General features: G+C 67.5%; 14 protein-coding genes. 4 read left to right on the forward strand and 10 right to left on the reverse strand.

The genetic code is table 11. The annotated features are described in order from the left end of the window. Positions 1 to 81 precede the first annotated feature (81 nt). A complete protein-coding gene (locus G6O54_RS09270; RefSeq protein ID WP_165223669.1) occupies positions 82 to 2,895 on the forward strand; it encodes a HEAT repeat domain-containing protein in 2,814 nt (937 codons plus the stop codon). A gap of 1,154 nt (positions 2,896 to 4,049) precedes the next feature. On the opposite strand, the gene G6O54_RS09275 is transcribed toward G6O54_RS09270, so the two are convergent. The 5 genes from G6O54_RS09275 to G6O54_RS09295 all read right to left on the reverse strand — a co-directional run bounded on the left by G6O54_RS09275 (position 4,050) and on the right by G6O54_RS09295 (position 9,594). Continuing rightward, on the reverse strand, positions 4,050 to 5,108 hold the full coding sequence (locus G6O54_RS09275) for a DUF1559 domain-containing protein (RefSeq protein WP_165223672.1): 1,059 nt from the start codon (positions 5,106 to 5,108) through the stop codon (positions 4,050 to 4,052). 580 nt (positions 5,109 to 5,688) lie between these two features. Then, on the reverse strand, positions 5,689 to 6,564 hold the full coding sequence (locus G6O54_RS09280) for a sugar phosphate isomerase/epimerase family protein (RefSeq protein ID WP_165223675.1): 876 nt from the start codon (positions 6,562 to 6,564) through the stop codon (positions 5,689 to 5,691). An 18-nt stretch (positions 6,565 to 6,582) separates the two neighbouring features. Beyond that, on the reverse strand, positions 6,583 to 7,518 hold the full coding sequence (locus G6O54_RS09285; RefSeq protein WP_250846788.1) for a UbiA family prenyltransferase: 936 nt from the start codon (positions 7,516 to 7,518) through the stop codon (positions 6,583 to 6,585). Positions 7,519 to 7,531: 13 nt separating this feature from the next. Then, entirely contained in the window at positions 7,532 to 8,386 is an 855-nt protein-coding gene (locus tag G6O54_RS09290; protein WP_165223678.1) for a sugar phosphate isomerase/epimerase family protein, read from the reverse strand. Further along, positions 8,386 to 9,594 carry an inositol-3-phosphate synthase gene (locus G6O54_RS09295; RefSeq protein WP_165223681.1) on the reverse strand — a complete coding sequence of 403 codons (1,209 nt, stop codon included), beginning with the start codon at positions 9,592 to 9,594 and terminating at the stop codon, positions 8,386 to 8,388. Before G6O54_RS09295 ends, G6O54_RS09290 begins: the two co-directional genes overlap by 1 nt. A 276-nt stretch (positions 9,595 to 9,870) precedes the next feature. On the opposite strand from G6O54_RS09295, the gene G6O54_RS09300 reads away from it, so the two are divergent. Continuing rightward, positions 9,871 to 11,151 carry a right-handed parallel beta-helix repeat-containing protein gene (locus G6O54_RS09300; RefSeq protein ID WP_165223684.1) on the forward strand — a complete coding sequence of 427 codons (1,281 nt, stop codon included), beginning with the start codon at positions 9,871 to 9,873 and terminating at the stop codon, positions 11,149 to 11,151. 4 nt (positions 11,152 to 11,155) lie between these two features. Here G6O54_RS09300 and G6O54_RS09305 read toward each other — a convergent pair whose 3' ends face one another. Further along, entirely contained in the window at positions 11,156 to 13,075 is a 1,920-nt protein-coding gene (locus G6O54_RS09305; RefSeq protein WP_165223687.1) for a heavy metal translocating P-type ATPase, read from the reverse strand. Between the two features lie 196 nt (positions 13,076 to 13,271). On the opposite strand from G6O54_RS09305, the gene G6O54_RS09310 reads away from it, so the two are divergent. After that, entirely contained in the window at positions 13,272 to 16,169 is a 2,898-nt protein-coding gene (locus tag G6O54_RS09310; RefSeq protein ID WP_165223690.1) for a DUF2961 domain-containing protein, read from the forward strand. Positions 16,170 to 16,192: 23 nt separating this feature from the next. Here G6O54_RS09310 and G6O54_RS09315 read toward each other — a convergent pair whose 3' ends face one another. Both G6O54_RS09315 and G6O54_RS09320 read right to left on the reverse strand, forming a co-directional pair. Continuing rightward, on the reverse strand, positions 16,193 to 16,936 hold the full coding sequence (locus G6O54_RS09315; protein ID WP_165223693.1) for a retron system putative HNH endonuclease: 744 nt from the start codon (positions 16,934 to 16,936) through the stop codon (positions 16,193 to 16,195). Continuing rightward, positions 16,933 to 18,327, reverse strand: coding sequence for an AAA family ATPase (locus G6O54_RS09320; RefSeq protein ID WP_165223696.1), 1,395 nt, complete (start codon positions 18,325 to 18,327; stop codon positions 16,933 to 16,935). The genes G6O54_RS09315 and G6O54_RS09320 overlap by 4 nt, the downstream gene beginning before the upstream one ends. Before the next feature lie 187 nt (positions 18,328 to 18,514). On the opposite strand from G6O54_RS09320, the gene G6O54_RS09325 reads away from it, so the two are divergent. Next, positions 18,515 to 20,878: a beta-galactosidase gene (locus tag G6O54_RS09325; protein ID WP_165223699.1), complete on the forward strand. Its 2,364-nt coding sequence runs from the start codon at positions 18,515 to 18,517 to the stop codon at positions 20,876 to 20,878. A 29-nt stretch (positions 20,879 to 20,907) separates the two neighbouring features. Here the strand turns inward: G6O54_RS09325 and G6O54_RS09330 are convergent, their stop codons facing one another. Further along, positions 20,908 to 21,639, reverse strand: coding sequence for a DUF4276 family protein (locus G6O54_RS09330; protein WP_205678718.1), 732 nt, complete (start codon positions 21,637 to 21,639; stop codon positions 20,908 to 20,910). A gap of 32 nt (positions 21,640 to 21,671) precedes the next feature. After that, on the reverse strand, positions 21,672 to 22,880 hold the full coding sequence (locus G6O54_RS09335; RefSeq protein ID WP_165223705.1) for an AAA family ATPase: 1,209 nt from the start codon (positions 22,878 to 22,880) through the stop codon (positions 21,672 to 21,674). Positions 22,881 to 22,891 lie beyond the last annotated feature (11 nt).

The raw sequence follows: 22,891 nt of genomic DNA on the forward strand, positions 1-22,891 counted from the left end.
GGCCTGCGGCGCTGGGGGAAATCCCTCGGGCTGGGGCTGGTTGCCTCGCCCGGGGAGAACTGGCCGGAGGGAGACCTGATCGTGAATCGGACCGTGGTTCGGAACGCCATCGCGGCGCTTGTGGTGATTGTGTTGGGGGCGATCGCCGCCGTCGTCGTCTCCGACTTCCTGTCCTCCGACGCCTCGCTCGACGCCCAGCTCGGGAGGTTGCACAGCGCCTTCGCGTTCCGCCGCCGGTCGGCCGCGACCGAGCTGGCCCGGTTCGCCCCGGAGGCCGCGCGGATCGTCCCGGAACTCCTGAAGGCCTGCGGCGACGGCGATCCGGAGGTGCGCGTGAACGCCCTGACCTCCCTGCAGGAGATGGGGAAGTTGCCGGTCGAGGCCCTGCCGGTCCTGACGAAGGTCCTGAAGGATGATCCGGACGTCGCCTGCCGCCGGAACGCGGCGGCATGCCTTGGCAAGCTCTCCGATCCTGGCGCGGAGTCGGCCCTGGTCACCGCGATCGACGATCCCGATCCCACCGTGCGGCTTGCGGCCGTCAATGCGATCGGGGCCTTGAGCGGAGAGGGCCCGTCGACGACGGCGATCGATCGTCTGTCCCGGGTCGTGAAGGAGGATGGCTCCGAGGAGCTTCGCCAGGCCGGCCTCCAGGTCCTGGGGATCGTCGTGGGTCAGAAAGAGGAGGTGGCCCGGACGGTCGCGGAGGTCCTCGCGAAGGATGAGAGCCCGCGCGTCCGCAACAGCGCCGCCGTGCTCTTGGTCAAGAGCAAGTTCGATTTTCAGGTTCCTTCCTTGCTCGCTGCACTGGACAAGGATCAGAGTGCACAGGTGCGGCTGACCGCCGCTGGCGGCCTCGTGGCGATCGGGATGAAAGACGCGCGGATCGTGCCGGCCCTGTGCAAGGCATTGCGCGGGGCCGATGACCTGACCCGGACGGGGCTCGCGACCCATATCAGCAATCTTCGATGGGATCAGTTGCCTGGGGCGAGGGATCAGGTCGAGAAGCAATACATGGATGCAGCCCGCGACCTCATCGCGCTCATGGATCTGGATGCCCCGTCCGCCAAGGCGGACCTGGTTATCCCGCTCGTGCGGGCTGCCGCCGTCTATCAGCAATCGTGCCAGCCCGCGTTGCTCGAGCCGGCGAAACAGGCGCTCCAATCCGTACTGAAGCTCATCGAGGATGAGAAGGAGAACGCCGGCCTGCGGCTCTCCGCGATCAACCAATGGGGCTCGGTCCAGATGCATAATACCCCTCCCCTGCCGGGGGCGAGGATGAAGGACGAGCAGGGCAATGACCTGGACCAGCTCCGGGCTCGCGGCGTCTGGCTCGCCTCGCTGGCCCGATCCCTCAACAGCGCAAATGACGACGTCGCGACGCGGGCCGCCGAGCTCATGCTGGACGCGATCCGGGATCGGAACGCCCCCTCCTGGTATCGCGATGCCTGGCGACAGACCGTCCCCCAGCTCATGAGAGCCGTCCGATCCGCGAAACCGAAGGTCCGCGGCCTTTCGCTGGCGATCCTCGCGGGGCTCGGCCCCGAGGCCGAGGAGGGGCTCGGGACCCTCAGAGAGATCGCAAAGGAGATCTCGGAGCCGGGGGAGCGTGAGGCGGCCGAGCGGGCGGTCAAGGCCATCGCCGCCGGCGATGGGCTCAAGTCCGCGGACCCCGCCATCCGCGCGGAGACGGCCACCGTCCTGGGCGGCCTGGGCTGGCACGCCAGCCGCGTCTTGCCGGGCCTCATTTCCCTCCTGAAGGATCCCGATCCCAAGGTCCGTGCCGCCGCGGCCACCAGCCTCGAGAAGCTCGGTGCCGTAGGTAAGGACTCGGTGGCCTCGATGGTTGAGGCCTTCGCCCTCGAGGCCGACCCCGCGGCCCGTGTGGCGCTGCTGAACGCGGTCGCTTCGATCAGCCCGGATTCGCCGACGGGGATCACGATCATCCTCGCGGCCTTGAGCGATGCGAGCCCGGACGTCCGCCGCGCGTCGGTTGCCCTGAAATCGTTCCCGGCAACCGATGCGATCGCCGCAGCACTCGTCCACGCTCTGGACGATGGCGAGACGGAGATCCGGCAGGGGGCGGCCCGGGCGTTGACGACGCTCCTCTATCGCAACGCGACGGTCATTCCGGCCCTGATGAAGGCCATCAAGGACAAGGACCGACGGGAGGCCATCTTCGCGGCCCTGGATGACCATTTCGAGAACACCAGCCCCTCGGCCGATCTCGGCGGCCCCGCCCGCAACCCGGCTGGGAGCCGCGCGCTGGTGCAGGCCGCCGTGCCGCCGATCCTGGAGGCACTCGATTCGAAGGAAGAGGGGGACTCTCGTCGCGCAATCCTCATCCTGGGCCGGCTCTTCGGGCTAGCCCGGGGGAACGACGCCGACGCTCGAGCCGTCCTGGCGGGCGCCATCCCGCGCTTCCTTGCGGCGGCAGAGAGCACGGACCAGGAGACTCGACAGGCCGTGCTCGATGAACTCGGGAGGATCGCCGTGGATCGGCCGGCGGTCATCGCCATGATTCTCAAGGAACTGGGACGTTCGGCGAGCGACAGCGGCGAGCGGACGGGGTTGTTCCGTGCCCTCTCTCAGCAGGCGAGATCAGCCCGGACCGATCCTGCGGTGCATGCGGCCCTCGTGCCCGCGGTTCCCCTCCTGATCAGGGCGCTGGATAGCCCCACACAGGAAGTCTGCGAAGCGGCGATCGCCGTGCTTCAGAGCCTGGGGAAGGATGCTGCCCCCGCGGAATCGAAACTCCGCGAGATGTCGTACCAGCATCCCCAGCCGAATACGCGGCAACTGGCTGGCGACGCCGCCAAGGAGATCGCGAATCCCGGCTCGTTGCAGCGTCCGAGCGGAGGGATGCGCGGCATGGGAGGCGGTGCGGTCGCTCAGTGAGTCGGCTCGACTTCGGCCAGGTGATCCACCGGCGCGAGGCGGTGACCCCGGAGTCTCTCCCATGCGATCTGCTGAATTCCCCCTGGTAAGGGGGGAAGTGAAACCCGTCTCTCCCTCTTACCAGGCTCATCTTTACCCACAAGTGATGCGGTCCATCCTGGTCCCCTCCCCCCTGTGTTGGGGAGGGGACCAGGATGGACCGCCCTGCTCGCCGTGCGACCTCGCTCGGCCTCGGTCGGCTTTCACTTACTTATGGGTAACGCAGAGGCTACACGGGGGGTAGGGGACCGGACGGCCCGCTCCGCCCGCCATGTCCGCCTCCTCAGACAGGGCTTCCTAGCACTCGTGGGTGCCGATGAGCCAAGGGGGAGCGGATCATCGGTCGCCCCTCCACATGTGGATAAAACAGAGCTCTTACCGGGGGGGAGTCGGAGGGGGGTAGAGCGTGCCCAGGGTGCGAGGCTTAGAGGACAGACTCTCTGCGCCTCTGGGGCCTGAACGGGCGAAGCTGAGGAGGACTCGAATGGCAGGTGCCCGCATGGACCTGTCAACTTGTCGAGCGAATGCCCAAGCCGATCGCCCGGAGCATTCGCCCCCGTGCCGGCCCCGCTGGCGATGCAGGAGATGTTCCTGCGATCGATTGGCCAGACCTGGGATCGGCGTGACAAACCCTCGTGGTCGAGTGGAAGGGACACGTTCAGGCAACGGAGAGTCCCGGTCGCCTGAACGTGGTGGATGAGGGAGGCAGTCGATTATCATCGACCGGCGTTCGTCGTGTTGAGGAAGGGCCTCGCACTGGCGGACGGGTGGTTCCTCAGGCTGTCTGCGTCGATCGATTACTGGACGACGCCTTCAGGCCCCTTGAAGGAGCTGGGATCTTTGACCTTTTTGCCCGCGGAGTTGGTCGTCGTTCGAGCCGACGCGGGGGTGCCACCCTTGGAGCTATCGATCGTGACAGGGCCGGGGGTGCTGGAGTCGGAACAGCCAATCTCGAGGGCAGTCACGAGGGCAAGACCGAGCAAGGGGAACGTCCGAAGTCGCATAGGATGATTCACCGAAAAAGAGATATCGAGGGGTAATCGAGTGGTTTGGAAAGGCCGATCCGGCCGACGAATTTGTCGGCCGGATCGGCCCGAAGGATGCACCTCGATGGATCAATAGGAGTCGGCGCTAACCACCTCGCCGCCGGAGCGTGTGCCGAGGGCCATCAGGGTCTGAGTATTGATGGAGCTCTTGACGAACTTCACCGACCCGTCGGCGAAGGCGAAATTGACGCCACCGGGATGGAGGCTGCGGAAGGCGAACTGGCCGAGCTTGCGGACGGCCGGGAGGCACGTCGGATCGAGCCAGTCGGAGGGGATGCAATTCTTGGTCCCGCAGCCGCAGAAGACGGCGTTGATGTACTGGCCCGTGCGGTCCGGCGGGGCGTTGATGTCGGGATAGGTGAAGGCACCGGTCTCAACGCGGATGTCGCCGGTGTAGTAGCCACCGATGTTGGTGGTGCCGAAGACCGCCGTGAAGTGATACCAGTTCGTCCCCTTCGAGGGATCATCGATCCACCGGGAGGCCTCGCCGAAGAGCGTGGTGTTGCTGGTGCCGTCGGTCACGCCCTGGACCTTGACCGAGTTCTCGGCGCCGAACATGCCGTTGCCCAGGGCGGCGTTGCACTTCTTGGGCTGCTCGGCATTGGGGTCCGGGAAGGAGGCCGCGGCCCAGTTCTCGTAGATGTTCTCCTGGGTGCCGCGACTCATGCCGTAGGAGCACTGCGCCCACGGCGTGGTGTAGACCGGGGCGGGGATGTCGGAGGGGCACAAGTAGCCGCTGACGAGCGTGAAATAGCCCGTCGTGTTGCGGCCGCTATTGGCGACAAAGTTGAAGTTGATGGCGTTGTACTGGGCGCCGCTTTCCAGGAAAGGCAGGATCAGGCCGAACGCAGAGTGGCCGAACCAGCCGGCGCAAGCCGTTCCGACATAGGAGGTGTCATCCATGTACCGGTTGCCCATCGGGAAGCAGCCCTGCGAACTCTCATAGTTGTGGCAGGCCAGCGCGATCTGCTTCAGGTTGTTGACGCACTGGGCGCGACGGGCCGCTTCACGGGCCGACTGGACGGCGGGAAGGAGGAGGGCGATGAGGACGGCGATGATCGCGATCACCACCAGCAACTCGATCAGCGTGAAACCGCGATGCGACGATGCAATACGAGGTTTGCTCATGTCTGAGACCTTTCCAGGACGCGATTGCCCCTGACGTGAATAAAGGAGGAAAAGAACGAAGTCCGAGGGAGAGCCCGGTGCACGCTCCAACTCATGGTCTTGACCGCCGGGGTCAATCCCTTCCCGAGAACCAGTCGGCCGATTCGAAGCTCGCGGTGCATTGCAGCACGACTCACATCTGTCCCATCTCGTATATCAAACCCGCCGCCACAGGACCGGGGAGCGATATACAAAGCCATGGATTACAAGACGAATCGAATCAACCGGTGGAGTCTCGAAAACAAAAGTTGATAGACCATCGGTCGGAGCGAGGGAGGGGACAGGACCTGAACCAGGAGGATGGCCCCGCGGTGATGGCGGGGGGAACGGGTCCCGTCGATTCAAGATAGCAAGGTGAATACGGCCAGAAGACCATGCTCTAAGCTGACTCCGTAGTCTAGCATGGATCGAAGCCGGCTAGCAAGAGGGTAGAGGGTTTTGTCGGCCGGCCGCGTGCTTTTGGGATTGATCTTCCGTCGAGGGGGGATTGCGCCGCCCCGCACCGGACACCTCAAAAATAAATGCGCCCTCCCCCCAGGTGTCAAGGTGTGTCACCAGAACCGGGACGATCCCGACCGGGAGGAGCGTGCAAGGCTTCGAGGAATGATGCGGACCTGCGGACGGCGTCGACGGCCGCGTGGCCGTGGCGGCTCAGCTCGACATGGACGCCCCGGCCGTAATCCGCCTCGTGGAGGGCCTCGAAGATCGCCGCGAAGTCCATGGTCCCCTCGCCGAACATCAGGTGCTCGTGGACCCCCCGGGCCATGTCCTCGATGTGGATGTTGAGAATTCGCGACACCCAGCGCCGGACGTGGACGGAGACGGGGCCTTCCTCGAGGCAATGGACGTGGCCCAGGTCCATCGTCAGGCCGAACAGGGGATGGCCGATCCGTTCGTCGAGCCGGGCGAATCGCCCCATCGTGTCGATGAACATCCCCGGCTCGGGTTCGAAGGCCAGGGGGATGCCGGTCGTTTCGGCGTGGTCAAGCACGGGCCGGAGGGCACCAGCCAGGCGGTCGAATGCGGCCTCCTCGCCGATCGAGTCGGGGAGCCGGCCGGACCAGATCGAGACGCATTCGGCGTCGAGCGCCCGGGCGATGTCGATCGACCTTCGGAGGAAGTCCGCCCGGATCTCTCGGCGGGCCGGGTCCGGGTCCATGAGCGTCGGGTCGTGCTTGAGGCGGGGGTTGAGCAGGTAGCGGGCCCCGGTCTCCACCACCCGGGCGAGCCCGCGGCGATCCAGCAGGGCGCGGGTCGCGGCCACCTCGCGGGCCAGCACGCCGGGATCCTGGTAGGGATCCAGCGCGGCGGCGTCGAGGGTGATGGCCACGCTCTCGAAGCCCTCGTCGGCCAGCAGGTCGATGGCATCGGCGAGGCGGTGGTGGGGCAGCCCGTTGGTGTTGTAGCCGAGTCGCATGGCGAGTCTACCGGTCGCTCAGGTGGAATAGATCGTCCGGCCGATCAGGTAGGCCGCAAGCCAGATCCCCGCGACCGCCGCCGCATGGGGCACGTCCCGGACGGCCGCGACGAGCGCGGCGTCGATCCAGACGAGGGAGAAGATGCCCGCCTTCACCGTCTCCTGGATCCGGGCCGGGATCGGTTCGCGGATCGCCCGCGCGGCCGATGTGTTGATGGCGAGTCCGACCAGCGTCAGGACGAGCAGGGCTTCCACCGGGATCAGCGGGAACCCAGCCTTCACGCCCGCGAAGCGGCCCGCCTGCGAAGCGGCGACCACCAGGCCCAGGAGGGCGATATCCTGGACCGCGAGGCCGCCGAGGAGGTTTCGGGTCCGGCCGGATTCCGTCTCCGATCGGCTCGTCCACGTGATCCCGGCGACGAACAGGCCGTACATGCTGACGGCGAGCCAGGCGGGCCATCCGATCGAGGGGGCGGAGGAGAGCCCCAGCAGGAGGTTGAGGGCCCGGCAGCTCCCCATGATCAGGGGGCCGAGCGGCGTCTTCTTGCCTCCCGCGTCGTAGGCGAGGATCGCCAGGGCCAGCCCGGCCGCCACGGCCGGAGCGGCCGTCGATCCGCTCGACCAGGCCAGCAGCGGGCCCAGCAGGAGCCCCGCGAAGCCGACCGTGAAGGCCGCCTTCAAGGGGACGCGGCCGGAAGGGATCGGCCGCGACGGCCGCTCGCGGCGATCGACCTCGAGATCGAAGGCGTCATTCAGCGCCATGCCGGCCGCGTACAGGACCATGGACGCGGCGACGAGCGGCCCCCAGCGCCGGGGCTCTCCGAGCGAGCCGCCTGCGAGCAGCCAGCCGGCCAGGCTGTCCGCCGCCGCCGTCAGCACGTTCGGCAGGCGGACGAGCTGGAGCCAGGCCCGGGGGGCGCGTCGATCCGCCATCAATGGCGATGAAGGTGGCATGTTCGCGGCCACGTCAGCCCCCGGCCGCCGGGGTGACGAGGGGCCTGAGGACCTCGAGGGCCCGCCTCGCGGCGGCGTCGGGGTCGTCCTGGAACGGGTAGAGCTCGACCGTCAGCCAGCCGTCATAGCCGGTTTTCTTGATCGCGGAGACCACCTCGGCGAAGTCGATCGCGCCGGTGCCGGGGACCAGGTGGTGATGCACCCGGGTGGCGGCGATGTCCTCGAAGTGATAGTGGCGGATCTGGCCGGCAAGCCGGGCGATGGCGGCGGGGATGTCCTCGCTCACGCAGTAGGCGTGGCCGACGTCGAAGTTCAGGCCCAGGGAGGGGGCATCCACCCGGTCCGCGACCTCCTCGTACTGGTCGGAGGTCTCCAGCAGGAGGCCCGGCTCGGGCTCGATCAGCAGGAGGACGCCGCTCTTCTCGGCGTGCTCGGCCAGGGGCTTGAGGATCTCGACGAACAGGTCGATGGCCGCCTGCCGCGACCGGCCCTCCTCGAGCGGGCCGCCCGGCTCCGTGGTGACGTGGGGCGCGCCGAGCTCGGCGCAGAGCGTGAGCGACCGCCGCGTGTGGTCGATCCGGATCTGGCGATAGTTCCGGTCGGCGTCGATGAACGACGGATACCAGTAGGGCTGGCGCGGGTCGGCCACGGCGTTCATCATGAAGCAATTCACGTTCGAGAACGCGAGCCCGGTCCGCTCCATCGCGTCGCGGATGCCCCGCTTCTGGACCTCGAGCAGGCCGGCCGGCCAGGCATGGGGGACGTCGGCCAGGAGCTCGAGGCCCTCGTAGCCGATGGCGGCGATCCGCTCCGCCGCCTCGTCGAAGGTGTGCCTCAGGTAGGCGTTGCTGCTGAAGGCGATTCGCATCACGATGCCTCGCTGTCGCGGTAATGCGCGAGGAGGGCGTCGAACTGCTTGAAGAAGTCGTTCTCCTCAACGCCTTCGGGGCTCTTGAAGAAGCAGGCCAGGTGGGGCATCGGCCCGCGGGCCCCGCGGCCCTTCTCGACGTCGGCGAGCCGGGCGAGGTCGATCGCCAGGGGGGCGGCCAGGAGGCTGTCGCACCCCTGCCAGGTGAACTGGAGCGTCATCTTGGTGCCGAGGAAGCCCTGGAAGTGGATGTGGTCCCAGGCGGTCTTCCAGTCCCCCATGTCGGGGATGTATTCGATGGTGACCAGCGAGCTCGGCTTGTAGCCGAGGATCTGGGCGACGACCCGGTCCTTGGTCTCCACCTTGGAGGACTTGCTGATCGGGTCGTCCAGCACGACGCCGTCGCGGTTGCCGAAGATGTTGTGGCCGACCCAGCTCTGCACCCGCAGGTTGCGGTGGGCGAACATCGGGGCCAGGACCGTCTTCATGAGGGTCTCGCCCGTCTTGCCGTCCTTGCCGGCCAGGAGGGAGCCGGTCGAGGCCGCGCGCTCATGCAGGGCCGGCAGCGAGGCCCCCAGGCTGGGCGTGAAGTTGATGTAGGTGTGGCCGGCCTCGATGGCGGCCAGGGCATACAGGGAGCTCGACGGCAGGGCCGCCGTGTTCGGGTCCTCGAGGCGGGGCCTCAGGGCCCTCCACTCCTGGTGGGTCGCGTCGATGGGGAAGGGGGGCTCGGTGCTGGCGACGTTGAGGACGATCAGGTGGTCGAGCGCCTCGGCCTTCTCGAAGGCGGCGAGGTCGGCGGCGATCAGGTCGACGGCCTCGCGCGCGGTGCGGCACTCGGGGGCATCGGGCCAGTCGGCCAGCCGGGAGACGGCCCGGCTGAGCCCGATCCGGGGCGCCGGGCGGACCCGGGCGGAGGCGGCGGCCAGGTCGTCGCGGCAGGCCTCCAGCCAGGACGGCTCGAAGACGCCCGAGTTGTCGCGGAATTCGGCGGCGGAGGCCGCGAAGGTCGTCCGGCGGATGTCGTGCCCGCCGACGAGGAAGTCCCCCGGCTCCGGCAGCGGCAGCCCCCGGAGTTCCGGGAGCTCGGTCACCAGCCCGGTGCGGCCGGCCAGCCCTCGGGCCATCGCCGCCAGGCCCAGGGTGATCGTCGTGGCCACACCGCCGTAGGCGCCCACGAGCCAGAGTCCAACCCGACGACGTGCCATGATTTGCTGCAACCTGTGGTGAGTGCGGAAGGAGGATCCGGGCGAGAGTGAGGCCGAGCGTCGCCGCGGATCGTCGCGCGGCCCGGATCGGAGGGCGGCCGCCGACGGACCGGCCCGGCTCGTCGGCATTCTCCGAGCATTATCGGCCGGGATGACCGGGGATTCAACCCAGCCTCGGCGGCGAACGACCGCGTGGCGTCGAGGGGGCGGACGCGAGTACGATCTCTGTCCGCGGACGTTGGCGGAGATTCGTCGGGATCGGACCGGAGGCGTGCCATGCTCGGGCGATGTCGGATGCGATCGGTGGGGGCGATGTGCGCGGCGCTGCTGGCCATGGCGACCGGGCGGGCCGTCGCCGGGCCCCAGAAGGCCGAGGTTCGCGTCGGGATCGCCGAGGGCGACATCCGCGGGGACGACAACCGGGCGATCCAGGCGGCCGTGGATCACGTCGCCGATCTCGGCGGCGGGACCGTCCGGATCGGGCCGGGCCGCTACACGATGCGCAATGCGCTGCGGCTGCGCGACGGCGTGCGGGTCGTCGGCACCCCCGGGGCGTCGGTCCTGGCGGCCTGCGACGGCGCCGAGTCGCCGCTGGCCTGCGACGGCGACTGCAACGAGCGTCAGGTGAGCCTGCGCGACCCCTCGGCATTCCGAGTCGGAGACGGGGTCTCGGTCCAGGACGAGGAGTTCGGCTCCGGGTTCACGGTCACGACCGCGACCCTGACGGCCCGGCTGGACGACGGGACGTTCGCGATCTCGACGCCGCTCTACCTCGACTACATGGTCGCGAAGAAGGCCACGGCCCGGCTCTCGTTCCCGATCGTCGGCGGCTGGGGAATCCAGGGGGCATCGGTCGAGGGGCTGACCATCGAGGGGAATCGCGAGCATCGCGGCAAGCTCGACGGCTGTCGCGGCGGGGGGATCTACCTCTTCGAATGCCGGGACGTCGCCATCCGCGACTGCATCGTCCGAGGCTACAACGGCGACGGCATCAGCTTCCAGGTTTCGAGGGGGATCACCGTCGAGGGCTGCACGGCGGAGCGGAACGCGAACCTGGGGATCCATCCCGGCAGCGGGTCGCAGGACCCGGTCGTGCGGAACAACCGGTCGATCGGCAATGGGAGCGACGGCCTGTTCGTCTGCTGGCGCGTCAAGCACGGCGTCTTCGAGGGGAACGATCTCCGCGGCAACGGCGGGGCCGGAATTTCGATCGGCCACAAGGACACCGACAACCTGTTCCGGGCGAACGCGATCGTGGGCAACGACGGCCCCGGCGTCCTCTTCCGCAACGAGGCGGAGGCGATGGGGGCGCACCGGAACGTGTTCGAGGGGAACCGCATCCTGGACAACGGCCGATCCTCGGCGCAGGGCCCGGCGGCGAGCGTCCGGATCCGGGGGGCTCACCGCGACCTGGTCTTCAAGGGGAACACGATCGGGGCGTCCGGCGAGGGACAAGCCAAGGGAGTCGGCATCCTCCGCGGCGAGGGAGCCACGGGCCTCCGCTCCGAGGGCAACCACTTCCAGAACGTCGCCCGGGAGATCGAGTCCGAGCGGTGAAGTCCTATGCGACGGGGCCGTCACGGCGGGGCGGCGTCGCCGCGAAGTCCGAGAGCCGACGCGGGGGGACCGCGGCGCGGAGGGCGTTGAGCACCGCGAGGACGTCGATGAGTTCCTGGGCGATCGCGCCGGCCACCGGCGTCAGCAGCCCCGCGGCGGCGGCCAGCATGCCGACGACGCTCAGGGCCATGCCCCCCGCGGCACTCAGCAGCGCGACGCTCCGCATCCGCCGGCCGATGTGCAGCAACTCGTCCACGCTCTCCAGCGAGCTCTCCATGATGACCGCGTCGGCGGCCTCGGCGGTCACGTCCGTCGCCTGCCCGAAGGCGATCCCCACCGTCGCCGCCGTCAAGGCCGGCGCGTCGTTGATGCCGTCGCCCAGGAAGACGGTGCGGGCCCGCAGGGTCTCCGCGCGGACGAGGGCGAGCTTCTGCTCCGGGCTCTGCCCGGCATGGACCTCGCGGATGCCCACCTTCTCGGCCAGGTATCGGACCTCGCTCTCCCGATCGCCGGAGACCAGCAGGACGCGCTCGAAGCCGTGCCGCGGGCCGAGGTGACCGACGAACGATCTGCCGTCGGCACGCGGCTCGTCCCGGAAGCGGAAGGTCGACGCGTACCGGCCATCGACCAGGGCCACGCACTCCAGGCCCCCCGCCGGGGGCGGGAGCGCGTCGACCGCCTCCGGCGAGAGGGCGGCCATCTTCGCCCGGCTGGTCACCAGGATCACCCGCCCGCCGACGCGTCCCCGCAGCCCCTCGCCCGGCCGTTCGCCGACCTCATCGGCCTCCTCGAGCGGGAGCCCGCGAGCGTCCGCCTCGCGGACCACCGCGGAGGCCAGCGGGTGCCGCGAATAGCGCTCCAGGCCGGCGACAGCGGCGAGGACCTCGTCGGCCGCGAACCCGGGGGCGGGGAGGATCTCCGCGAGCCTGGGCCGGCCGTAGGTGAGCGTCCCCGTCTTGTCGAAGATGGCCACGCGGCAGGTGTCGATCTGCTCCAGCGCGGCCGGGTCCTTGATCACGATCCCGCGCCGGGCCGCCAGCGAGATCGAGCCGATGATGGCGACCGGGATGGCGATCAGGAGCGGGCACGGGGTGGCGATCACGAGGACGCCGAGGAACCGCGAGGGATCGCCGCTGAGCCGCCAGGCGAGGATCGCGATCGCGATGGCCAGCGGCGTGTAGACGGCGCCGAGCCTGTCCCCGAGCCGTCGGAGCCGGGGCCGGTGCTGCTCCGACTCGCGCATGACCTGCATGATCCGAGCGTACCTCGAATCGACCGCGGACTTCTCCGCCCGGATCGTCAGCGCCCCTTCGCCGTTGACGGCGCCGGAGAGTGCCGGGGAGCCCACGGCCTTGGGCAGGAGGTAGGGCTCGCCCGTGAGGTAAGACTCGTCCATCGTGCTCCGCCCCTCGACCACCACGCCGTCCACGGGGCAGGTCTCGTGCGGGAAGACGACCAGGGCGTCGCCGACAGCGACCTCGGCGAGCGGGATGTCCTCGACGTGCCCGTCTCGCCGGCGATGCGCCATCGCCGGCATCCGGCCCGCCAGGGCGTCGAGCGCGAACGAGGCGCGGCGGACGGCAAACGCCTCCAGGGCCTGCCCGCCGGAGAGCATCAGCACCACGATCGTCCCCGCCAGGTATTCCCCGAGGATCACCGACGTGAGGATGGAGATGCCCGCGAGCAGGTCCGAGCTGAATCGGAGCCGGACCAGCCCCGCCGCCAGGTCGACGATCAGGGGAATGCCGCTCGCGAGAGCCACCAGCAGGGGGATCTCCGCCGCCGGCACGCCATGGATTGTACCCGGCAATGGGACGACGAACCGGAGGATCAGGTGGATCGCGATCGCCGTGGCGGCGATGGCCGCGATCGCGAGATCCCGGCCGGGGAGGGCCGCGGCGTACTTCGGCGTGCGTCGTTCCATCGTGTGAAACTCCGAGGGAACATCCCGAGACCACCGCTCCCGGCGCGGACGATCCTGGATGAGGTGGATCCTGTTTCCCGGCGTCGAGTCGCGGTATATCTACCAGCAGCGGGCGGGAGACATCCGCCCCTCCTCATGGGTGCGTCCTGCGGCTCCCGCCCGACATACCCGCCACGCCGAGCCTCCGAGGACCATGATGAACTCCGAAACTCTCCGCCGCCATCGGTTACTCCGGGCCATCGCCAGGGCGCTGCTGCCCGCGGCGGCCCTGCTCATCACGTCCCGCGGCGTGCTCGCCCAGGCGGAGGTTCCCCTGTCCTACTCGGCCGTCCTCCACCAGTTGACGGACCTGGATCGTCTCGCCCGGTTGCAGGAGGGCTGCAAGGCCGGCCTCTCCTCGAGCTGGGACCGCGGTTCCCGGGAACGCTGGGGTGCCAACGGCGACGCCAGCCAGTATCTCCGGATCGAGCCCGACGGCGAGGCCGTGATGATGGACGTCGACGGCCCCGGCGTCGTCTATCGCATCTGGTCGGCGAATCCGATCGGCAAGATCCGGATCTACCTCGACGGCGCGACCTCGCCCTCGTACGAGTGGGACTTCCCCGACCTCTTCGACGGCAAGACGCCCCCGTTCGTCAGGCCGCTCGTCTATCGCCGCGACCGGGCGCAGTCGGCCTCCGATTGCTACCTGCCGATCCCGTTCGCTAAGCACCTCAAGATCACGGCCGACAAGAAGCACTCGCAGTATTATCAGTTCAATTACCTGCTCTACCCCAAGGGTCGATCCGTCGCCAGCTTCCACCTGCCGCTCGCGGCCGACGAGCAGGCGGCCCTCGATCGGGCCGTCCGGGCGTGGTCCGCTCCCGGCCGCGATCCCAAGCCGAGGTTGAGCGGCCAGGCCTCGATCGCGAGGACGGTGACGATCGAGCCCGGCCGGTCGGTGGACCTCTGCGACCTGCACGCGGCCGGGTCGATCCGCGCGATCCGCGTGAAGCTGAATTCCCGCCAGCGGTACGCCTGGCGCAAGGTCGTCCTCCGGGGCGCGTGGGACGGCGCGAGCCGGCCGCAGGTCCTCACGCCGCTGGGGCCCTTCTTCGGCTTCGACTGGGAGGCCGCCGAGTACGGCTCCGTGGTCGCCGGCTGCCAGCAGGGCCGCGCCTACCAGTTCTTTCCCATGCCCTTCCGCCAGTCGGCCCGGCTCTCGCTCACGAGCTTCCTGGAGGAGCCGGCGGCCATCGATTACGAGATTGAATGGGCGCCCCAGGAAAGCCAGCCGGCGGACATGGCGTACTTCTTCGCCCGCTGGCGGCACGAGCCCGACTCGATGACGTTCGATTATCCGTTCCTGGAGACGGCCGGCCGCGGGCACTTCGTCGGCGTGGCGATGCCCATCGACCATCCGCTCGGCGGCTGGTGGGGCGAGGGGGACGAGAAGGTCTGGGTCGACGACGACGACTTCCCGCCCTGGATCGGCACCGGCTCCGAGGACTACTTCGGCGACGCCTGGGGCATCCGCTACCTCTCGGGGCCGAGCTTCGGCGCCTCGTCGTTCAAGGTCCATCGGACGTGCAATTATCGATGGCACTTCATGGATTTCGTCCCGTTCGCGACGCGGATGCGGATGACGATCGAGAACTACGGCCCCAACGGCGGCGAGCCGCGCGGCCAGTACGACTACAGCTCGACGGCCTTCTGGTATCAGGCCGAGCGGACGCCACCCAACGAAACGCTGAAGGGCGTGAAATACACCGGCGGCGACGATCCCGCGGCGAAACCCCGATCGATGGAGTACAACCCGAACGTCTTCCCGGACCTGAACGCCGACAACGTCCGCACCTACGGCCTGGGGGTGACCTTCGCCCGCCAGGCCGAGGATCTGCTCGACGGCGCGATGCGGGCCGGCCGGGCGACGATCGTCACCGACGCGAAACGACCCTATGAATTCGACCGCGAGCGGGCCGTCGACCTGGGTACGGTCGCGGCCGGTCAGAAGCTCGCCGAGCTGACGCTGACGGTCCCGTCCGACGGCGTCTATTTCCCGCAGCTCTACACGGCGCCAGAGGCCGGGCTTGCCGAGCTTTCGCTGGAAGTCGGCGGCCGGACGCTTCCCATCAAGGCGAGGCCGGAGACCCGGGTGCTCGAGCTCGGCGGCCTTGTCCTGAAGAAGGGCGAGGACGCGGCGGCCCTGGTGGCCGTGACGTCCGGCCATGCGGTGCTGGACTGCCTTCGCCTCCAGCCGGCGGAGAAGACCGCCGGGGCGATCGAGGCCGAGGACATGACGATCGCGCGAGCGGCCGGCGGCGCGGCCCCGCCCAGGCCCGGCGAGCCGCAAGTCGGCGTCAGCTCCGGCCGCGTGCTCGAATTCCATGCGAACCAAATCGGCGAGGGATTCGTGCTGACGCCGGTCAAGGAGGCCCCGCCGCCTTACGTGCTGGGCGTTCGCCCGATCCTGGGGCCCGGCGGGGCGATCGTCCGGGCGTTCGTCGCCGGCCGGCCGATCGGGCCGGAGTTCGATCTGTATGCCCCGGAGCACCGGCCCGGCCCTTCGGTCCTGCCGCTGGGCTCGATCCCGGCGGGCGAGAAGGACGTGGAGATCCGCGTCGTCGGTCGCAACGAACGATCGAGCGGCCACGACATCGAGCTCGATTACTTCCGCTGGGAGCCGAAGATCCTCGGCCCGGGCTCGGCCGATGGCGTCCTGGCCCAGGTGCTGGGGGCCCACGATGCCGATTACCTCATCCAGGATCTGGGCCCCGCCTTCTCGGATTCGCATCAGATCTGGGTGCGGCCGTGGAGCAAGGGCGGCTGGGCCGAGGTGGGCCTGGACGTCCCCCGCGCCGGCCGTTACCAGGTCGTCGTGAAATACACGAAATCGTGGGACTACGCCCGAATCCAGGCGTCCCTGGACGGGGCGCCGATCGGGCCGGAGGTGGACACCTTCTCCCGTGAGATCACCACCACTGAGCCGCTCACCCTCGCCGCGAAGGACCTGGCCGCCGGCCGGCACGTCCTCCGCTTCCAGGCCGTGGGCAACAACCCGAGCTCCCAGGGATACCTGATGGGGATCGATCACATCATCATCAGGCCGGAGTGAAGAGGGAGGTGGATGGCGGGGTCCTAGAGCCACTCGCCCGACCAGTTCAGGATATCCGGCAGTTTGGTCGTCGCGGCCTCGACGAGGAGTTTGAACTCCGGAGGCGGTTGCTTGAAGAGCTGCCGGATAATCCCGAGCCAAGGTCGGTTCGGGCTGAGATGGTCGCGGAGCCGGTCCTGCGTTTGCTTGCGGACGGGGCTTTCTTCCACGACCCTTGCCAGCAGATAGAGGACGTCCAGTGCCTTGTTGCGTCGCTCCTCCCGCAGGGGTTCCTGATCCAGCGAGAACAGCTCGTGAGTTGCCATGGCCCGCGGGTTTCGAGATGGATCTGGTGTGAGTCCTGCCGCACCAGTCATCATGTCCCAGGTAAAGTACTCCAGCGGCTCATCTTCGCACGGATCGATCAGAAGCCGTCCCCCAACTCCGTCGAGCGGGAATTGGCTCTGTTTGACGTTATTGCAGTTCTTGCAGCCGCGGAGGAAGTTATTCCAGGCGAACATGCGATTGGGATAAATCGACTTGGGGTGGAAGTGCTCGATGTCCTTTGCGGCGATGTTCTCACAATAGGCGCACTTGCCGTGAGTGACGGCGTTTAATGCCTGTTCAACGTCCCGACGAGCCGCCGTGGCGAGAAATGCCGCCCAGGCGGTGGTGATCCCTGGGTCGTGTGGAGGAAAGGCTGACGCGGCGGTCGATTTTCGGTCGAGGTAGGCGCGAGTCGAGGCGTTGAGGACCGCGATGTCGGCGGGGCGGCGGAGGCGGATCATTCCTTCGTTCCGAGCTTCTGGAGTGTCTTCTCGACATACTGTGCCATCTGCGCTTGCCGATCCCGTTCGTCCACGGTTTCACCGGGCGCGGTCAGCCGATTGGCGAGGTTGGATTCCAGTTTCGTCAAGCGTCTCTTCTCGACCTGAGACAACTGGGTCCAGGATCGCCGGGCGATGAGACCGGCATGCTCGCGGATTAAGGACTCTGTTTCCTCATCGCGGGTGGCATCCAGGCCAAAGAGCGGGCTCGTAAGGATCTGATCGACTCGCCAGCCCTTGACCGAGACCTCGGGACGATGAGCCTCGACGGCTCCGTCTTTCCCGGTCGGCCTCATCACGATCAGGCCGTCGTCCGTCGCCGCCTGGGCGACGAATGGGCTGTGGCTGGTGACGATGAATTGCATCTTCGGGAACGTGTGGCGGAGCCGAAAGCCGATCTCTCGCTGCCAGAACGGATGCAAGTGTGCATCAACCTCGTCGATCAGGATCACGCCCTCGGCGGTGATTCGAGGTTCGTCGCCTTCAAACTCAACGATCGCCCACATGTCCTCGGTGGCAGCTTCCAGATGTCGGAGGACATCAATCACCAGGGCAAGGAAGCTGCGGTATCCGTCGCTCAGATCCAGGACGGCGACTTCCGCCCCGCCGCCGCTCCGGAAGTAGACCCGCTCGCTATCAATCTTGCTGATGCGGAGTTGGCCCGGGAGAAGGCGATCGATGACCTGCCGTGCGGCCTTGAGGGCGACCTCCGCTCGCTCCCTGTCGGGATGATGCACGTCGATGGAACGGCTGTAGAGATTGGGCAGCCATTCCGTGCATTGAGTGAGGGCTGCTGCCTCACGGAACAAGGTGACGAAACGGGATTCGCGGCCGACGGAGAACATCAGCCGTGATTCCTCACTGGCACCCCCGAGCAGGCGCCGGAAAGGACCATAGCCGCAGGAAAACCAGCCTGATTTCCGAGTCGCGTACGGACCTCCCATCAGTCCTTTGCGCGCCTTTTCGTCGACCGGATGAACGAGTTGTGGTTGGTCGTATAGCTCGCCGGCAATCAAAACCTCGTGACGCCCGGTCACGAAGAACTCAGTCGCGTAGGGTCTCTTGCGAGGCTGGCCGGTCGCCGTATCATGGCCACCCTTCACGATCGAGGCCGAGAATCTCGCGAAATCGGAGTTCCTTCTGACCCAACCATCGGGGCTGATCAAGAGGCGCTGACCAGCAACAGGACCGACGAGGGAAATCCCCATCGCCTGGAGGAGCGTGCTCTTCCCCATCCCATTGCCGCCCAGGAGCACAACCCAACCGCTGAAGTCATCGCCATCATGAGGGAAGGGGATGCGCACGTGCTCGAAACACTTGACGTCCTGGATGGTGAACTCACGCAGGTACACGCTGGGTACTCCATCAGCCGGTCAGGTCGAGGTGGGGCGTCTTTCCTTCCTAGTCTACATGGCAGCAGCCTCGTCGGCAGCGCCGTGGCTCCAGGCTCTCACCATCATTGGGTCTCGCCACTACAATGGAATTCGCCTCGAAACGGTACCTCTTCCTCCGAGATACCCATGGCGGAAGGCTCTGGTCATGCGACGAATGATGACAACGTGGCAGGTTGCGATTCCCTGGTTGCTGATGATCCTCGGACCTCGTCCCACCCCATCGCTCGCCGCCGAGCCCCCCCGCCACACCTTCACCATCGGCGGGGATGACTTCCTCCTCGACGGCCGCCGGTTCCAGATCCGCTGCGGCGAGGTCCACGCCCCGCGCGTGCCGCGCGAATACTGGCGGCATCGGCTTCAGATGGTGAAGGCCATGGGGCTGAACACCGTCTGCGCCTACCTCTTCTGGAACCTGCACGAGCCCCGCCCCGGCGAGTTCCAGTGGAGCGGTCAGGCCGACGCGGCCGAGTTCTGCCGGATCGCCCAGGAGGTGGGGCTCTGGGTGCTGCTCCGGCCCGGCCCCTATGCTTGTGCCGAGTGGGAGATGGGCGGCCTGCCGTGGTGGCTGCTCAGGGAGGACGACATCGCGCTCCGCACCCGCGACCCGCGATTCCTCTCCGCCGCGTCGCGTTACCTCAAGGAGGTCGGCCGGGTCCTCGGGCCGCTCCAGGTCACGAAGGGCGGGCCGATCCTGATGGTCCAGGTGGAGAATGAGTACGGGTTCCTCGGCAAGGACGCCGAGTACATGGGCGCGATCCGAGGGGCGCTGATCGAGGCCGGCTTCGACGTTCCGCTCTTCGCCTGCAACCCGCCGGGGCAGCTTCGAGACGGCTACCGGGCCGACCTCTTCCCGGTGGTCAACTTCGGCTCCGATCCGGCGGGCGGCTTCCGGGCGCTCCGCCAGATCCTGCCGAAGGGCCCGCTGATGTGCGGCGAGTTCTACCCCGGTTGGTTCGACACCTGGGGCGCGCCTCATCATCGGGGCGACACGGCGCGGTATCTGGCCGACCTGGACTTCATGCTCAGGACGGGCGGATCGTTCAGCATCTACATGGCCCACGGCGGCACCACGTTCGGCCTCTGGTCGGGCGCGGACCGGCCGTTCAAGCCGGACACGTCGAGCTACGATTACGACGCCCCGATCACCGAGGCCGGCTGGCCGACCGACAAGTTCCGGGCCACCCGCGACCTGATGGCGAAGTACCTCCTCCCGGGCGAGTCCATCCCCGAGCCGCCGGCCCGCAACCCGGTGATCGCGATCCCGACCGTGAAGGTCACCGAGTATGCGCCGCTCCTCGCGAACCTCCCCGCTCCGGTCGAGGACGCGACGCCCCGCACCATGGAGCATTACGACCAGGGCTACGGGGCGATCCTCTATCGCGCCAGCTTGCCCACCGGGTCACCCGCCGCGATCGAGGCCGCCGCGGTGCACGACTTCGGTTACGTCTCGCTCGACGGCCGCCGCGTGGGAGTCCTCGACCGCCGCGGCAATCGGTTCCGGCTGGGGCTTCCTGAGCGAAAGGAGCCGGCCGTGCTGGACATCCTCGTGGAGCCGATGGGCCGGGTGAACTTCGGCGCCGAGGTCCACGATCGGAAGGGGATTCTCGGGCCGGTCCGGCTGCTGGCGTCGGGCGCCCCGGCGATCGAGCTGAACGGCTGGAAGGTCTACCGGCTGCCGCTCGACGGGGCCATGCTCGGATCGCTGCGATACGTGCCTGCCCCGGAATCCGCCCGCGGCGTCGGGCCGGCGTTCTGGCGTGCGAGCCTCGAGATCGCGACCCCCGGCGACACGTTCCTGGACCTGCGGCCCTGGGGCAAGGGAGTGGCCTGGGTGAACGGCCATTGCCTGGGCCGTTTCTGGAACATCGGCCCGACGCAGACGATGTACGTCCCCGGACCATGGTTGAAATCCGGGCGGAACGAGGTCGTGATCCTCGACTACCTCGGCCCGGAGCGGCCCACCGTCGCGAGTCTCTCGGAGCCGATCCTCGATCAGCTCCGCCCGGAACTCGACTTCGCCCGGGGCCGTCGCCCGGCCGTGAAGCTGGCGCTCGAGGGTCGTCGGCCCGTCCGGGAAGGTCAGTTCTCGTCCGGCACGGCGCCCCAGGATATCCGCTTCTCCGAGCCCAGGGAGGGCCGCTTTTTCTGCATCGAGTCGATCGATGCCCACGACGGGAAGTCCTTCGCCGCGATCGCCGAGCTGTCGTTGCTCGACCCGGCCGGGACCCCTATCCGCCAGGATGGCTGGCGGATCGCCTTCGCGGACAGCGAGGAGCAGTCGAGGGAGGATGGCTCCGCCGAGAACGCGATCGACGGCCAGGCGGCCAGCTTCTGGCATACCGAGTGGAGCGACAAGCAGCCCGTTCATCCCCATCGCCTCGCGATCGACCTGGGCCGCAGCATGCCGATCGCCGGTTTCCGCTACTTGCCCAGGCCCGGTGACGGGAACGTCGGCGGACGGATCAAGGGGTATCGGGTGTACGTGGACGACGGGCTGATCGCACCGTGAGCCGTCCGCGCTGTCGCGGGGGCGGAGGTTCAACGAGGGACGGCCGGAAGCAGATCAAGTTGATCGCGAGTGATCGTAGAGAGTTCCCCGCGTGAAAGCTGGAACTCGTCGGTGGGAACCTGCCCCTTGGCGCGTTGGCACCAGGCGAAAGCCGTGCGCAGGGAGCGACACGTCTCGGGGCGCGAGAGGACCTTGGCGATGTCGAGTCCCTCGAGGATCCGGCGGCCGTGCTCGACCTCGTCGAACTTCCTGTCCGGGCCGAGTGCTGCAACGAGGCCCTTCAACTGATTCTTCGGGTGAGGTATCGTCTCCACGTCGCCTTCGTGGTCATTGAGCTGCGTCCCGAGGACTTGATTAATGGCCGCGGCGTCCCCGAAATAGTAGGCCTCGATCATGTTGACGAGGAAGTGGACCGAGGCCCGGGCTTCGAGGTGGACGGGCCGCAACATCACGTCGAATGCCGTCCGATACCGCTCATAGACTGCGTCCGCGTCACCGGATCGTGCTTGCTCCAGATCATCGACCAGAAGGACGAAGTCGAAGCCGTCGTTCAAGTACCTTCGGGCCTTCAGCCCGATATCCTCGTCCCTGTTGGCGATCTTCTTTCCACTGCCCAGCATTCTCGCCTGCCTGCCCGTTGAGCGGATCGGGCTGAGCTGGCCGAGTTGGTGGACGACTTCGAAGTGGCAATGGCCGTCTCGCGTGAGCGGTCGAAACAGGGCGTGAAGGAATTCTCGCTCACCATCGCCGGTGACGAACAAGGCGAAACGGTGGAAGGTCCATCCGGGCGAACTCACCGCGCCGTCTCCTGGACCTCCGGCCGGATGATCTCCTTGTCGGTTTGGCTTGCTATCAGACCACTCAGAAAGAGTGATCCTGCCGCGTACTGTTCGAGGAGATCCTGAATTCCGTCGATCGCGCTGATCGGAGTGATTTCGGTGCGTCCGTTCCGTGTCTCGACGCTCAGAACCTGGTCCGCGGTGAAATGACTGATCAGGACCGGCGAATGCGTGGCCAGGATCATCTGCTTGTTCCAGTCCCGGGCCGCCTCGATCATGGCCTCCGCGAAGACGGCCTGGGCCCAGGGATGGAGCGAGGTTTCTGGCTCGTCGACGAGCAGCAACGAGTAACGGTCTCGGCCTTCTGAAAAGAGTGCGGTGAGCAGGATCAAGAGCTGGACGTGTCCATCCGAGACGCCGGATGCGAGGATCGGTTCTCGCCGCTCCTTCTCGATGAACTTCGCGTAAAGCGAATTCGGGCCCGTCGGTTCGATGACGAGATCTTCGAAGGAGCGAGGGAATGCCTTCCTCATATAGCCGATAATGGTGTCGTAGCGGTCGTCGAGCCGCCTCCGAGAATCGAGGTTGCGCAGAACCGACCAGAGGTTGTCGGCGAGATACGAGACCTTCGTCTCATAGCCGGCCTGCGAGCCATCCCTCTTCAGGCGATGGAGATGGAAAGACCGCGAGCGATAGCTGCGGACGTCGTGGAGGATCTGGTCAAGCTCCGCGGCCTCGTCGCTTGGGGTGTAGTCGAGATAACGGCCGAGGCTGAACTTCTCCGGCTCCCGGAGATCGATCGTGTTAGCTTGATCAACACCAAGAGGGTGGAACGCAGCTCTAGCTGTGCCTGGCAGGCGATGGATCAGTGCCCCATCCCGGCGAAGGAGGGATTCGAGCTTCTCCCCGGCGTACGGCTCGATTCGTCCCGACGAGAAGCTGAAGGTCAGCTCATAACGCACGCCTTCCGTTTCGAGCATCAGGACGATAGGTGAATTCGCGCCGGCGCCGTCGAACAGCAGCCCGATCCCATGATCCCGACTACTGGACGCAGCACTCACGCTTCGGATAGCACAATCGCGGACGAACCAAATCGTATCCAGGAGAGTGGATTTCCCGGCCCCATTGGGGCCGAAGAGGACGTTGATTGACCCGAGGGGCAGATCAACCTCGGCCAGAGACCGGTAATTCTGAGCCTTGAGCCGAGTTAGCCGTGTTGCCATGGTCTCCTCCC

Origin of the sequence: Aquisphaera insulae (assembly GCF_011064615.1) — a bacterium.
Taxonomy (GTDB): domain Bacteria; phylum Planctomycetota; class Planctomycetia; order Isosphaerales; family Isosphaeraceae; genus Aquisphaera; species Aquisphaera insulae.